The sequence below is a fragment of the Amycolatopsis sp. NPDC102389 genome (assembly GCF_044765885.1).
GTDB lineage: Bacteria > Actinomycetota > Actinomycetes > Mycobacteriales > Pseudonocardiaceae > Amycolatopsis.
This window is the reverse complement of the sequence record NZ_JBIWKX010000073.1, coordinates 1-14,107: the sequence shown is the minus strand read 5'-3', so window position 1 is coordinate 14,107 and position 14,107 is coordinate 1. Positions and strand designations below refer to the sequence as shown.

General features: G+C 68.3%; 11 protein-coding genes. 3 read left to right on the top strand and 8 right to left on the bottom strand.

Annotation, left to right across the window (positions count from 1 at the left end; translation table 11 throughout):
* Position 1 precedes the first annotated feature (1 nt).
* A complete protein-coding gene (locus tag ACIRGA_RS36205; RefSeq protein ID WP_400950221.1) occupies positions 2-1,075 on the top strand; it encodes a hypothetical protein in 1,074 nt (357 codons plus the stop codon).
* Here ACIRGA_RS36205 and ACIRGA_RS36200 read toward each other — a convergent pair.
* Both ACIRGA_RS36200 and ACIRGA_RS36195 read right to left on the bottom strand, forming a co-directional pair.
* Complete coding sequence (locus tag ACIRGA_RS36200; RefSeq protein WP_400950218.1) at positions 1,041-2,486, bottom strand: sensor histidine kinase; 1,446 nt, start codon at positions 2,484-2,486, stop codon at positions 1,041-1,043. The genes ACIRGA_RS36205 and ACIRGA_RS36200 overlap by 35 nt on opposite strands.
* Entirely contained in the window at positions 2,483-3,172 is a 690-nt protein-coding gene (locus ACIRGA_RS36195; protein WP_400950215.1) for a winged helix-turn-helix domain-containing protein, read from the bottom strand. Before ACIRGA_RS36195 ends, ACIRGA_RS36200 begins: the two co-directional genes overlap by 4 nt.
* A 142-nt stretch (positions 3,173-3,314) precedes the next feature.
* Between ACIRGA_RS36195 and ACIRGA_RS36190 the strand changes: the two genes are divergently transcribed.
* The gene (locus tag ACIRGA_RS36190) at positions 3,315-3,956 is read left to right on the top strand and encodes a DUF6518 family protein (RefSeq protein WP_400950212.1); all 642 of its coding nucleotides are present in this window, start codon (positions 3,315-3,317) and stop codon (positions 3,954-3,956) included.
* A gap of 182 nt (positions 3,957-4,138) precedes the next feature.
* Here the strand turns inward: ACIRGA_RS36190 and ACIRGA_RS36185 are convergent, their stop codons facing one another.
* The 4 genes from ACIRGA_RS36185 to ACIRGA_RS36170 form a co-directional block, all read right to left on the bottom strand.
* Positions 4,139-5,917 carry a choline/carnitine O-acyltransferase gene (locus ACIRGA_RS36185; RefSeq protein ID WP_400950210.1) on the bottom strand — a complete coding sequence of 593 codons (1,779 nt, stop codon included), beginning with the start codon at positions 5,915-5,917 and terminating at the stop codon, positions 4,139-4,141.
* Positions 5,914-6,756 (bottom strand): class I SAM-dependent methyltransferase, encoded by an 843-nt coding sequence (locus ACIRGA_RS36180; protein WP_400950290.1) that lies wholly within the window; start codon positions 6,754-6,756, stop codon positions 5,914-5,916. The genes ACIRGA_RS36185 and ACIRGA_RS36180 overlap by 4 nt, the downstream gene beginning before the upstream one ends.
* Before the next feature lie 21 nt (positions 6,757-6,777).
* The gene (locus ACIRGA_RS36175; protein WP_400950207.1) at positions 6,778-7,629 is read right to left on the bottom strand and encodes an arpA protein; all 852 of its coding nucleotides are present in this window, start codon (positions 7,627-7,629) and stop codon (positions 6,778-6,780) included.
* A 150-nt stretch (positions 7,630-7,779) separates the two neighbouring features.
* Positions 7,780-10,335 (bottom strand): bifunctional FO biosynthesis protein CofGH, encoded by a 2,556-nt coding sequence (locus tag ACIRGA_RS36170; RefSeq protein WP_400950287.1) that lies wholly within the window; start codon positions 10,333-10,335, stop codon positions 7,780-7,782.
* A 194-nt stretch (positions 10,336-10,529) separates the two neighbouring features.
* Between ACIRGA_RS36170 and ACIRGA_RS36165 the strand changes: the two genes are divergently transcribed.
* Entirely contained in the window at positions 10,530-12,107 is a 1,578-nt protein-coding gene (locus ACIRGA_RS36165; RefSeq protein ID WP_400950284.1) for a transposase, read from the top strand.
* A 5-nt stretch (positions 12,108-12,112) separates the two neighbouring features.
* Here ACIRGA_RS36165 and ACIRGA_RS36160 read toward each other — a convergent pair whose 3' ends face one another.
* A complete protein-coding gene (locus ACIRGA_RS36160) occupies positions 12,113-12,871 on the bottom strand; it encodes an SDR family oxidoreductase (RefSeq protein ID WP_400950280.1) in 759 nt (252 codons plus the stop codon).
* Positions 12,872-12,879: 8 nt separating this feature from the next.
* Positions 12,880-13,683 carry an alpha/beta fold hydrolase gene (locus ACIRGA_RS36155; protein ID WP_400950204.1) on the bottom strand — a complete coding sequence of 268 codons (804 nt, stop codon included), beginning with the start codon at positions 13,681-13,683 and terminating at the stop codon, positions 12,880-12,882.
* Positions 13,684-14,107 lie beyond the last annotated feature (424 nt).

The following is a 14,107-nucleotide window of genomic DNA, read 5'->3' as shown; positions in this document are numbered from 1 at the left end:
CATGACCACCTTGCTCGAACGGGCCCCGGTTTCCGCGCCCGGGAAGACCCCGCGGCGAAGCGTCACGGCGCTGTTCGGGATCGCCGTCCTCGTCGCCGGATACACCGGGTTCCGGCTGCCGGGGGAGTGGGCGGCGACCCTGCAGGCCGTGTCCCTGACCGACGGATTCCATCGGCGTTTCCTCGTCGGCACGCTCCTGAAGCCGTTCGGGCACGATTACCTGGTCTTCGCGGTCGCCAGTTTCGTGGTCCTCGGCGCGGTACTGGCGGCCGCGGCGCTCGCCTTCTTCCATAGCCGCACCGAAAGCCGGCGGCTGCTGATCGTCGCCTGGCTGCTGCTGCCGACCGGCGGCTACCTGTTCCACGAGGTCGGCTACTTCGATCAGGTGCTGTACGTCCTGCTGTTCGGCGCGCTGTGGGCGCTGCACCGGGACCGGCCGGTGCTCGCGAGCGCGCTGATGGCGCTTTCGGTGACGGTGCACGAGATCGCGCTGCTCACGGTGCTGCCGATCTTCGGTTTCGCCCTGCTGCGCAAGGTTCCGTTCCGACGCGCTTGCGCACTGCTCGCCCCGGCCTCGGTGCTGGGCTTGGGGATCCTCGCGTTACCGCCCGCCGCTCCCGGCGCCGTCGAGGAACTCCGGCGGTCACTGTCCACAGCGGACTTCCCCTACCGCGTCGACGCGCTGGATCTGTTCGAACGCACGCAGGCCGAGAGCTGGCGGCTGTACTCGATCACCGGTGTCCTGCTCTACCTCTTGCCGATCGCGCTCGTGGTGGTCGGCGGTTTCCTGTTCCTGCACCGGCCGACCCTCGCGGCCGTGGTGCCGGCCGCCGCGATCGGGGCGCCGGCGCTGCTCGCGTTCGGTGGCTGGGACGACGCCCGCTGGGGATTCCTGCTGATCACCGGTTTCGTCGTCGTGCTGTGGCTCTGGCTCGATCAGCGGGAACTGAACCTGGCCCAGGCAGGGGTCTTGACCGCGCTCCTGCTGGTGCTCACCCATATCCCGATGCCGTACTTCGACGGCTACGCGCCGCGGGGGCTCACTCTGGTGACTCCCGTGGAAGACGCACGGTGAAGACGGCGCCGCGATCGTTGTGCACGGTGATCTCCCCGCCGTGGATCAGCGCGTTCTCACGGGCGATCGACAGGCCCAGACCACTGCCTTCGGTCGCTCGGCGCGCGTGATCGCCACGCACGAACCGGTCGAACAGGATCGGGCGCAACTCCTCGGGCACCCCCGGCCCGGAGTCGGCGATCCGGATGGTCACCGCGTCGGAACGGCCTTCCACGGACACGGTGATCGGGGTCCGGCCGTACCGTTCCGCGTTCACCAGCAGGTTGCACACGATGGTGTGGACGCGGCGCGGGTCGGCGGAGACCGTCGTGTCGCCGGTGCTCGTCACCTGGACGGGCGTCTCCGGCACGCTCACCTCGATCGCGTCCTCGACGAGGGCGGGCAGGTCGACGAGTTCGGGTCGCAGATCCGCGGAACCCGCGTCGAACCGCGAGATCTCCATCAGATCTTCGACGAGCCGCGCCAGCCGCCGGGCCTGCGTGCCGAGCAACTCGGTCGCGCGAGCCCGGACCTCGGGGCTGGCGGCGTCGAGCGTGTCCACGGTGGCGACCATCGACGCGAGCGGGGTCCGCAGATCATGGGCGACATCGGCGACGAAGCGCTGCTGCTGCCGGTCTTTGGCGCGCAGTTCCTCGATCGCGGTGCCGACCCGGTCGGCCATCGTGTTGAACGACGCGGCGAGATCGGCGAGTTCGTCGCGGCCCTTCACCGGGACGCGAACGTCGAAGGCGCCATCGCCGAGGTCGCGGGCCGCGGAGGCGACCCGGCGCACCGGCCGCTGGATGTTCCAGGCGGCGAACAGGGCCGCGACGACGCCGAGCGCGGCCACTCCGAGCGCGATGTAGACGAGCTTCTGCCGTTGCGCGGCCAGATCGATGTCGAGCGGCGTGAGGTCGAAGAACTGCACCATCCAGTAGTCGACGAAGTTCCCGCTGACCACGAGGAGCCGCCTGCCGGTCTGCGGGTCCACGGTGATCGCGGTCAGCAGGTCCATCGTCTTGGACGTGCGGACCAGCATCCGATCCGCGACCGAGGCCACGAGCCCCTGCCGGTCGTCGACGCGGACCGGAACCGGCTGCGGTCGGTACCAGAGGTCGGTCGACGCGTAGTTGACCAGCTCCGCCGAACCGTCGGCCCGTTTGGTGAACAGCGCCCACTCGTGCGTCTTGTCGGACATCGTGTCCGAGAACTCTTTCAGCGTGAGCCTGCTGTTCATCACCGCTTCGAGCCCGCGCCACGACTGCTCGAACATGGCGCCGAAAGTCGTCTCGGCGCTGTAGACGAAGCTGTCGACGGTGTCGTCTTCCTGCACTTTCGACGCGGTGAAGGCCATCACCGCGGTCGCCGTCGTCGTCACCAGCACGACCGCCGCGGTCACCTTCGCCCGCAGCCCGAACGACGGCCGCCTCACTGGTCCACCAACCGATAGCCGAGGCCACGCACGGTCTTCAGCACCACGGGATTCGCCGGATCGTCCTCGATCTTCGCCCGCAGCCGCGCGACCGCCGCGTCGACGATCCGCGAGTCGCCGACGTAGCCGTAGTCCCAGACGCGTTTCAGCAGCGTCTGCCTGCTCAACACCTGGTTGGGATGTTCGGCGAACTCGACCAGCAGCCGGATCTCGGTCGCCGTCAGTGCCAGTTCGACGCCGTCGCGGGTCACACTCATCGCGGCCGCGTCGATCTCCAGCCGCCCCACCCGCAACTGACCGGCCGACGGCCCCGGAGCGGTGACGGCCCGTCGCCCGATCGCCTTGATCCGCGCGTCGATCACCCGCGGTTCGGCGGGTTTGACCACGTAATCGTCGGCGCCGCACTCCAGCCCGGCGACGATGTCGATCGGGTCGCCGCGCGCGGTCAACAGGACCAGCGGCAACCGGCTGCGCGCCCGGATCCGGCGGCACACCTCGAAACCGTCCATCCCGGGCAACATGACGTCGAGCAGGACGAAGTCGAGTTCGAGCCGGTCGGTGAACAGCGCCTCCAGCGCCCGCTCCCCGGTCGGCGCGACGACGACGTCGTGCCCGAGTGCCTTCAGCGCGAGTGTGAGCGCTTCGGCCAGTGCGACGTCGTCCTCGACGAGCAGGATGCGCGGCATGGTTCCCCCAAGATCGAAAGGCTCACCGATCGTAAGGGCGCTCCGTCATGGTCGCCCGGATCCGCGGCGGAACCGTCGCAGAGCCGTGCGAACTCGTCACAAACCCTGGTTGACTGTCATGTCCGCGAGCTAGGGGGGAACGATGTCGGTCGAGGCGGCGCGTGAACGCGTGTCCGGTCATTTCAGATTCTCCGACGTGGCGGCGATCGCGGCCGGTGCCGCGTCCGGCGCGGTCGGTGCCTACGCCTACTACAGTGAGCCGCTCCGGCCGCTGGCGCACAGCTTCACCCTTTGGATCGTGCTGATCGTCGCGGTGGTCCCCGGGATGCCCCGGCGGCGGGCGGTGGTTCGAGCGGTTTGCGCGCTGATCGCGGCGGTACTCGCCTTCTATTTCGGCAAGGCGGTGATGTACGGCGTCAAGTACGCGGGCATGCCTTACCAGGTCGACCTTCCGACGGTCGTTCTGTGGTGTGCTCTGGCGGTTGCCGGTGGGCTCGTCGCCGGACTTCTGTTCACCGCCGTGGGGCGGACCGACCGACGCGGCACCGTGGCCACCGCGGCGGTCGTGGGTCTGCTGGTCGCCGACCTCTTCCGGCGGTCCGATCGGTCCGGTGTCGGAACCTTGGCGGTGGCGACGGCCCTCGCGATCGCTTTCGTTGCTTGGCGAGGAATCCGCTCGCCCCGGCAGGCCGCCCAGGTCGCCTTGGCCGCTCTGCCGATGGGGCTCGCCGGTCTCGTGGTCGTGTCGGCGCCGGACTTCTTCGAGGGGCTGCTCAGTTTTTGAGCTTCGGGTTCCAAGCCGTCAACGTCAGCTTGCCGGTGGTCCCGAGGTCGGTGTCGACCGATCGCTGTCGGGCGACTTGTGTCGCGAAAGCCACTTTCGAGACATCAGACGTCCCGAAAGTGGCTTTCGCGACAAGCCCAAAGCGATGGCGGAGCGATCGCACGAGCGGCCCATCGCAGAACTCAGGCCAGCAACTCCTGCAGTTCCCGTACAGCGTTGCCCAGTTCCGTCGCGAACAGCTCCATCTCGTGCGCCACGTGCTTCGGCGTGCACAGGTACAGATTCAGCGACTCCGGCAGCAGCACGTACGCGACACCGATGCACTGCGGGCTGGTCGAGCCGAAACCGAAGTACCGGATGTTCACCGACGGCGCCGAGCTGGTGCTCAGGTAGTCGTTGCGCATCTTCAGCCAGCCGGGTGACGAGTACAGCGCAGGAGAGTCCTCGACGCCACGCCGCTTCTGGATCAGCTGCAACTCCCACAGGTGCTGCTCCGGCGCCTCACCCGCCTGACACTCCTTCGCGCGCGTGACGTGCTTCGCGGCCGCCGCGCGGAAAGCCGCCTGGCGGGTCTGCCGGTCGGCTTGTGGGTCGTCCATCACCTGGACGAACCACAGCACCTCGGGTGTCACCACACGCATCGCTTCGGTGCGCCCGTTCTGGTACTGCCGCGTCGCGATCGATTCGTACGTCGCGCCGGTGATGCCCTTCGCCCGCTTGTGGGCGAGCTGGTACGCCATCTGCGCGAAGCCGTCTGGGGACATCCCCAGCTCCTTCGCCCGCTTCGCGCCGAAGTCGGTGAAGGACACCGTCTTCGTAGCGGTCGCGTCGGCGTACGCGGCGAAGGCGCCGGCAGCGGCTCGGGCGTCTTCGCGCAGCGCGTCACCCAGGACGAACTCGATGACTGCGGACGCCGGGACGCCGTCGGCGGGCGGCCGCTCCAGCCGAGTTCCGCTCAACAGCGCGTCGGTGAAGCCGAGGATCGTGGTCCCGTCGAGTTCGCAGTGCTCGACGTTGATCCCCGCCGTGCCGTCTTCGAACACGATCAGCGAAACGGCCTTGTCGAACCAGCGGTTGCCGCTGTCGCCGTGCAGCAGCTTGTCGCACGCCTCCTGCGTGTCCGCCGGCGTGAAATCCTCCAGGCACAGGCAGAACAGCGCCGTCTCGATGTCGTCGAGCGCGGCCGCGTTCCCCGCCGCCAGCAACGCTTCCCGCGTCGCCGCCCACTCCGCCCTCGCCTTGGTGGTGAAATGCCCGGCGGCGGTCTGCGGATCCTCGATGAAGTTCCCCGATTTCACGATCGTCTGCAGCCCCGCGACCAGCTGTTCGGGGGAGTACGGGCGGCCGTCGGGCGCGATGGCGTCCATCCGGAACGGGGTGTCGCGGTGGAAGACCACGATATGCCGCGCCCTCGACGGCCCCGGCCAGTCCTCGCGGTACGGCGTGCGCGCGGTGTCCTGCACCGCGCCGGGGATCCGCGTCGCCGAGAACAGGAACTTGTGCTGCACCATCGACTGCGGCTGTCCCCGCACCACGATCGGCGGCACCAGTTCCTCGTCGAGCTTCAGCTTGTAGTCCACCGCCGACGCCGCCAGTTCGGCCGCGCGTTCCAGCTGTCCCAGCGGGGATTCGGTGAACAGGAAGAAGAAGTTCGCGTTGAGCGCGATCCGGTCTCGTCGGCCGAGGTAGCGGTACGGCCAGAAGGTGTCGAGCCAGCTGCGGACGTCTTCACGGCTGTCGTAGGCCTCGAGCGCGCTCTGCAGCTCGTGGGCCGGGCTGCCTTCCGCGAGGAACTCGGTGACGGCGCCTTCGGTCTCCGCGAGTTCACCGGGGGTGAGCAGCGGCGAACACCATTCGAGGAACCGGCGGCAGGTGTCCTCCAGGCTGGGGACGGGGACCCGCGGCAGGTCGTCCTCGTTGCCGAATGTGCGGGTGGACGGTTCCGGACTGCTCACGATCATCCTTGATCTCGAAGGGGAAGGGCGTTCAACGCGGAGGCGAGCCCGCCCGCCGCGCCGTTCGGACGGGAGACGAACAGCCGCGCGTACAGCCGGCCATCGGCCTCCAGCCCACGCGGGTCCACGCCCGCGACGGACAGATTGTCCAGGATCTGCGACCGTTCCTCATCCGAAGCGAATCTCCGCTGCGGGAAGACGCCGTCGACCCCGGTCGTCTCGAAGTCCAGCTCGGCGAGGCTCTCGGCGACCGTGCCGTAGGAGAACATCCGCAGTACGAAATGCGCCATCCAGGGCCGGTTTTCCCGCGCGATCCGCACGAGGGTCTTCTCGGTGACGTAGCCGACGCAGCCGGTCGAGATGACGATGTCGACCTCGGACAGCAACGCGCGCTGTTCCTCTGTCGGGTCTTCGCTCTCCAGATCGGCGTGGATCGCTTCGTCGATGAAGCCCGCTGCGAGCGCGTAGTCCAGAGCGGGCGCGGAGGCGTCGAGGCCGATGAAGCGGACTCCATCGCCCACGGCGAGGTTCTCGATCATCCGCCGATCGCGGGCGATCAGTTCGTCCCGGCTCAGCGAACCGGCGGACGCGTAGTGGTCGTACAGGCGCTCCATCGAGGTGTCGCATCTGTGCAGCGTCGCGTTGACGCCGTACGAACAACCGAGGTCGAGCACCGTCGGTACCTTGATGCCGGTCTCCGCGCGGTACTCGTCGATCAGTTTCGCGAAGTAGGCCTTCGCCTGCTGCGGGATGTCGTAGTCCAGTCCGCGCAAGGTGCCGAAGAACGCACGAGGATCGGGCTCGGTGTAGATGTGATCGAAATTGATCTTGCCGGTCGAATCCAATGGCACGGCCAAGCTCCTGACTTAGTCGAGCAGCTGATCGCCCCGGACCGCCGCCGAAGCGACGTGTTCCGGCAGGACCCGGCCGAACAGCTGTCTCGTCCGTTCCGGACTGCCGATGACCCCAGGGCGCTCGCTGTACGCGAAGATCGCGGAATGGCGGGCGACTGCCCCTTGAACACTACTCACCCGGTGCAGTGCGAAGCGTCCGCGAAACAGCTGAAGATCGCCGGGACGGAGAGTGAGCCGCCGGATCAGGTGATCACCTTCGCCCGCCAGCACGGCACGGACGTCGTCGAAGTTCTCCGTGGTCGCGGAGCGGATGTTCGGGCAATATTCGAAGACACCGCCCTCGGCCGCTTCCTGCGTGAGCATGCTGACCGTGTACTCGTTGGTGTCGAAATGCCACGGATGCGAGCGGCCCGGTTCGATCACGTTGAGCACCAGACCGGCCAGGGGATCGGCGAGTTCGTGCAGTTCGGGGAGTTCGAAGCAGTCGGCCACGAACCGCTGGAACTCGCGGCTCGAGTACAGCTGCTGGATGATCGCGGTCGCGGGGATCCGGTCTCGCGCCACGAAAGCGTTGCCGCGTTCCATGATCGTGCGGCCGGGGTGGCCTTCCGGCAACGGAGTGTCGATGGCGATGTTGTAGGCGTTGACGCGTTCGACCTTCGAGTACGCCTCCGGAGCGATCTTCGCGCCTTCGTGGCGAAGGACGTCACGCAACTCGGGACGGATGAAGTCGGCCAGCACACTGCAGCCCGTTTCCCGCAGTTCGGCGCGGGTCCGGGACACGATTTCGCGCCACGCGGGGCTTCCCGGTTCGGACAACGGATAGCGGGCGGTGTCGGCCACCTGGACTGCGCTCGCGGTCATCGACGTCCTCTCGGCTGCCCGGAAGTGATTCTCGGGTTTAGCACAGAAAACGCCCGCGACCCCCGCGCCTTGTGAGCGGTGCCACACGGAACGTGACGGCCCCCTTAACCGCGTTCGTACGCGGATAAGGGGGCCGTCATGGAGCTTTCGTCAGCTGGTGACAAGCGGTAACAGTGGCCGCCGCACCGCGGTCGCGACGCCGTCGGACGCGGCAGCCGCGGCGATCCGCTCCGCCGTCGGAGTGCCGTACTCGGTGGTCCGCTGGCGCAGCGGGCGGCCCAGCGGCTCGACCATCGCGCGCATGTCGCTGATGGTCTTGTACGACCCGTTGGCCGCGCCCGCCATCCGGCTGATCGTCTCCTCCATCAGCGTTCCGCCGATATCGTTGACCCCGCCCTGGAGCACCGCGCGGCTGCCTTCCTCGCCGAGTTTCACCCACGAACTCTGGATGTTGTCGATCGTCCCGTGCAGCAGCAGCCGGGCCAGCGCGTGCACCGCGCGGTTCTCGCGCAGCGTCGTCCCCGCCCTGGCGAGCCCGGCGAGGTAGATCGGGGAGCTCTGGTGGATGAACGGCAGCAGCACGAACTCGCTGAACCCGCGCCGCCCGTTGCGCTCCAGGCCTTCCCGCTGCAGTTTCGCCAGCAGCTTCAGATGCCCGACCCAGTGCGCCGGGGTGTCGACGTGGCCGTACATCATCGTCGACGTCGTGGTGATGCCGAGTTTGTGCGCGGTGGTGACGACGTTGATCCATTCGGATGTCGGCAGCTTGCCCTTCGTCAGCACCCAGCGGACGTCGTCGTCGAGGATCTCCGCGGCCGTGCCCGGCAGCGAGTCGACGCCGGCCTCCTTCGCGCGCGCCAGCCAGTCCTCGATCGACAGGTTCGTCCGCGAAGCGCCGTTGACGACCTCCATCGGCGAGTACGAGTGCAGGTGGATGTCCGGCTGACGGCGTTTCACCTCCGCCGCGAGGTCGAAGTACGCGGTGCCCGGCAGATCCGGGTGGATCCCGCCCTGCATGCAGATCTCGGTCGCGCCCGCGGCCCACGCCTCGTCGACCCGGTCGCCGACCTGCTCCAGCGAAAGCGTGTACGCGTCGGCGTCGGTGCGCCGCTGGGCGAACGCGCAGAACCGGCAGCCGGTGTAACAGACGTTGGTGAAGTTGATGTTCCGCGTGACGACGAAGGTGACGTCGTCGCCGTTGACCTCACGCCGCAGGTCGTCGGCGATCTTGGTGAAGGCGTCGAGCTCCGGCCCGTCCGCGTGCAGCAGGGCCAGAGCCGCGTCGTCCGAGAGCCCGGCAGGATCCTTTTCCGCGCTGCGCAAGGCATCCCGGACATCGAGGTCGAACCGCTGCGGCGCGGTCTTGATGTTGCCCTTGATCTCGGCCCAGTCGCCGTAGACCGAGTCGAAGTCGCTGCGGCGGTCTTCCGTACGCCCGATGGTGTCGACCTCGACGTGCAGATCGGTGCGCCCGGCCTCCTGCCAGCCGCCGTCGGGCTCCTGCCACGGGATGCCCACCGGGATGGCCTCTTCGATCGCGAGCCCGGTCTCGGTGTCGGTCAGCGGCGCGAGATGCGCGTTCATCCGCGGATCGAGCCACGGCTCGCCCGCCTTGACGTACTCCGGGTAGATCGGCAGGCGCTCGCGCACGGTGAAACCGAGCGCCTCGGTGCGGCGTTTGAGCTCGTCGATCTGCGGCCACGCGCGTTCGGGGTTCACGTGGTCGGGGGTCAGCGGCGAGACACCGCCCCAGTCGTCGATACCCGCGTTCAGCATCAGTTCGTACTGCTGGCCGATCAGGTTCGGCGGCGCCTGGATGCGCATCCGCGGCCCGAGCACCAGCCGCGCGACGGCGATGGTCGCGGCGAGTTCCTCGAGATCGGCGTCCGGGGTCGCGCGCATCTTCGTGTCCGGCTTCGCGCGGAAGTTCTGGACGATGACTTCCTGGATGCCACCGTAGGTCTTCGCGACCTTGCGGATCGCGAACAGGGAGTTGGCGCGTTCCTCGAAGTTCTCGCCGATGCCGATCAGGATGCCCGTGGTGAACGGCACCGAACTGCGGCCGGCGTCCTCCAGCACCCGCAGGCGGACGTCGGGGTCCTTGTCGGGCGAGCCGTAGTGCGGGCCGCCCTTCTCGGTGTAGAGCCGCTTAGCCGTCGTCTCCAGCATCATGCCCATCGACGCCGAGACCGGCTTGAGCCGCTGGAAGTCCTGCCAGGTCAGCACGCCGGGGTTGAGGTGGGGGAGGACGCCGGTCTCCTCCAGCACCCGGATCGCCATCGCCCGGACGTAGGACAGCGTGTCGTCGTAACCGTGCGCGTCGAGCCAGTCCTTCGCCGCCGTCCAGCGGTCCTCCGGACGGTCGCCGAGGGTGAACAGTGCTTCTTTGACCCCCATCGCGGCACCCTTGCGGGCGATGTCGAGGACCTCGTCGGGGGAGAGGAACGGCGACTCGACCCGGCCGGGGACGGTCGCGAAGGTGCAGTATCCACACCGGTCCCGGCACAGCCGGGTCAGCGGGATGAACACCGAACGGCTGTAGGTGACCACGCCGGGACGGCCGGCCGCGACGAGCCCGGCGTCACGGACGCGGGAAGCGTGCTCGGACAGAGTCTTGAGGTCGTCGCCGCGCGCTTGGAGCAGGATCGAGGCCTCGGTGATGTCGAGGGTCTTCCCGTCGCGGGCCCTGGCGAGTGCGCGGCGCATCGCCGAGGTGGTGGGGGCGTTCGCGTCTGCATCCGATGCCATTCCCGCACGCTATGGCCGGACTCGCTCCACCTGCCAGTGTGCATCCCGCCACCGCGTCACCCACGTGGGTGTGGTCACTGTTTCCGCTGGTCAGAGCATGATCTTGGTTGCCGATCAGCGGGTGCGAGTGTATTACCTAAAGTGTGGCTTCGGTGATCGGCAAGAAGGTCGGCGGGCGGACGTACTACTACCTCGTCACCTCCGCGCGGGTCGACGGTGAGCCCAGGGTGGTGTCGCAGCGCTATCTCGGCACGGCCGAGGAGATCGGGCGCGCGATGGACGGCGACGTCTCCGCGCCCGGCGAAGCGCGTCACCGGACCTTCGGCGACGTCGCGGCGGTATGGGCGACGCTGCGACGGCTCGACTTCGTGCGCCGGGTCGACGAAGCCGTCGGAGCCCAGCGCGCCGCGACCACACTGGGGACGCATCTCGCGCTCGCCGTCCTGCACCGCGCGACGGCGCCCGGCACGGATCTCGCCTCGTGGTGGGAGGACGGTGTCGCGCGAGAGTTCCTGAAGGCCGACCTGCCGAATCACTGGCGGGCGCTGCAACGCCTCACACCCGAACGGATCACGCGGATCGAGACCGCGGTCGCCGGCGCGGTGCTCTCCTGGCTGGGGACGGGCGACGCCGCGCTCGCCGTCGACGTCCCGCAGTTCGCCACCTTCACCACGGCCGACCCCTGCCGCTGCGAACTCACCGGCCTCGGCCTGGTGGTGACCAAGGACGGCGCGATCCCGCTGGCGTCGCACGCGTACCCGAGGGAAGGGGCACCGCCGTTCGCCGCGCTCGCCGAGGAACTCCGCTCGCTGTACCCCGTCACGCTGGTCTTCACCGCGGGCCAGGCCGCGCAACTGGACCTCGGTCAGCATTTCGTCGGCGCGCTCCCGCTTTCCGACCATCCGGAGCTGCTGGCGAAACCGCCGTCCGCGCGGAAACCCGTCGACCCGGAACGCTTCGCCGGGTTGACCGCGCTCGACACCCGTGCCGTGGTCGCGGGCGTGCGGCGGCGCGTGATCCTGACCCATTCGGAGACCTTGCACAACGCGCAGGCCCGTGCGTTCGGCGAGGAACTGAGCACCGCGACGCGCGAACTCGCCGGCCTCGACGCCGCGCTGGCCTCGGGCACCTACCGAGGCGACCGCGGCCAGGTGAACGCCGAAATCGCGCGCATCACGCGCGGCCGCCGCGTCGAACGGGTGCTTTCACCCGCGCTGACCGGGACGAAACCGGGGGAGATCCGGCTGACCTGGAAGGTCGACGACGCCGCCGTGTCGCGGTTGCACGACGAGTTCTTCGGTAAACAGGTGCTGGTCACCGACCACGACTGGCCGGTGTCCGAGGTCGTCACCGCGTACCGGGCCCGCACCCACCTCGACTCGACGTTCCGCTGGCTGACCGGCCCCGCCGTCGCCGGCCCCGCCCCGCGCTGGGACTGGACGCCGCATCGGATCGCGGTGCACACGCTGGTCACGGTGCTCGCGTCCACGGTCACCCACCTGATGCGGCGCGAGGCCGACCGCGCGGGGATGAACCTGTCGGTCCGCGAGCTGATGGACAGCCTCGCGGGGATCGGCGAGACGGTGCTGCGCTACCCGTCCACCGGCGGCCGTCCGAGGACGCGGCGCCTGCTGACCGAGCGGAACCCGGAGCAGCAGGCGCTCTTCGACCTCTTCGGTCTTACCCAGACCCCGCCCCACCACCACCCTCAACGGACAGGCTCTGCCTGACTGGCCTACTCCGACCGATGGATATGCAGAGCGGAGAAGCTCTGCACCACCGGCATCAACTCGATGACGTTGATGTTGACGTGCTCCGGCTGCGAAGCCGCCCAGAAGACGGACTCGGCCACGTCAGCGGCCGTCAGCGGCGTCGTGCCCTTGTAGACGTTGTCGGCCTTGCTCTGGTCACCCTCGAACCGGACGACCGAGAACTCCGTGCCGCCGACCAGGCCCGGCTCGACGTTGGTCACCCGGACGCCGGTGCCCTGCAGGTCCGCGCGCAGGTTCAGGCTGAACTGGTGCACGAACGCCTTGGTCGCGCCATAGGCGTTGCCGCCGGGGTAGGGGTAGCTGCCCGCGACCGAGCCGATGTTGATCACGTGCCCGCGGCCGCGCTCGACCATGCCGGGCAGCAGCGCGCGGGTGAGGTGCGCGAGCCCCTTGATGTTCGTGTCGATCATCTGGTCCCAGTCGTCGAGCTTCGCCCGGTGGGCGGGCTCGAGCCCCTTCGCGAGGCCGGCGTTGTTGACCAGCAGGTCGACCTCGGCGAACTCGGCGGGCAGCGTGCCGGGGAGCGCGGCCACCGCGTCGGCGTCCCGGACGTCGAGCTCGAAGGGGAGGACGTTCTCGCCCAGCTCGTCGGCCAGCTTGTCGAGCCGGTCCTTGCTGCGCGCCGCCGCGACGACCTTGGCGCCGTCGGCGGCGAACCGGCGGACGATCTCGACGCCGAACCCGGCGCTGGCACCGGTCACGAAAACGGTCTTCTGGGACATGGAGGGCATCACTCTGTCTCTTTCAGAAACTGTGCGAACACGGTGTTGAACTCGGCCTCGCGCTCCAGGTTAGGCATGTGGGCGGCGCCTTCGATCACCGCCAGGGTGGAGCCGGGGATGAGCTCGTGCATGAGCTCGGCGTCCGAGACCGGCGTGAACTCGTCCTCGGTCCCGACCACGACAAGGCTCGGCACCCGTACCTGAGTGAGGCTCTCCCGGTAGTCCAGGCGCTCCGCGCGTCCTCTCAATGCGGCCGCCGCCCCTTCCGCGGGAGTCGTGCGCATCATCTCGAGCACGTGCGCCGCCACGTCCGGCATCGTGCGGACGTTCTCCGGGGAGACCATCTTCGTCAGCACTTCCTCCGCGTAGGGGTTCAGTCCCTCGGCGAGGACGCGGTCCGCCATCTCGTTGCGGACGCGCTTGCCCTCCTCTGTCTCTTCCTGGGGAGAGGTGTCGGCGAGCAAGAGCCCGGCGACGCGGTCGGGGTAGGTGCGGTGGAACTCCATGACGATCTGCCCGCCCATGGAGAGGCCGCCGAGCACGAAGCGCCCGAGGCCGAGACGGTCCGCGAGGCGGCAGATGTCCTTGGCGAACACGTCGAGGCCGGTCTTCTGGTCGTGTGCCGGCTTGGTGGTCTCGCCGTACCCGCGAAGGTCCGCGGCGATGACGCGGTAGCCCTCCCGGCTGAAGCGTTCGACCTGGGGCCGCCACATCGAACGGTTGAAGGGGTGGCCGTGGACGAGGACGACGGGCAACCCGGTGCCGAGGTCGTCGTAAGCGACGGAGATGCCGTCGAGTTCCGCAGTGCTCATGGGGCCGACGCTAATCGGAGCAATCTCTGGGATCAATACGGTGCAATGTACTCGGAGCAATGTTCTCGCCCGGGAGTTCACCTGGGGTCTCCTGGGGCGATCACCGCGTGATCGCCGGACCAGGGCTCGTTTATGGCCCCTGACCTGCGCGAATGTCGTTAAGGTACCCCCCTGTTTTCGGGGGTTTCCGGCCATGTAAAGTTCTCTTCGTCGCCAGGGAAACCGAGCGGCCGACCGGGACACGAACCAAGCTCTCGCTCAGTGCGATTGAGTGGGTGTCCCACCAAAAACTGCTAGGAATGACTGCTTCGGATAAGGCCGTGTGACTGCGGTGCGATCTGGGGTGTGTTGCTTGAGAACTCAACAGTGTGCTAGTGAACTAAGCCAGTAGAGCTTATGTATTTGAACCTCGTTTGAGGTTCCT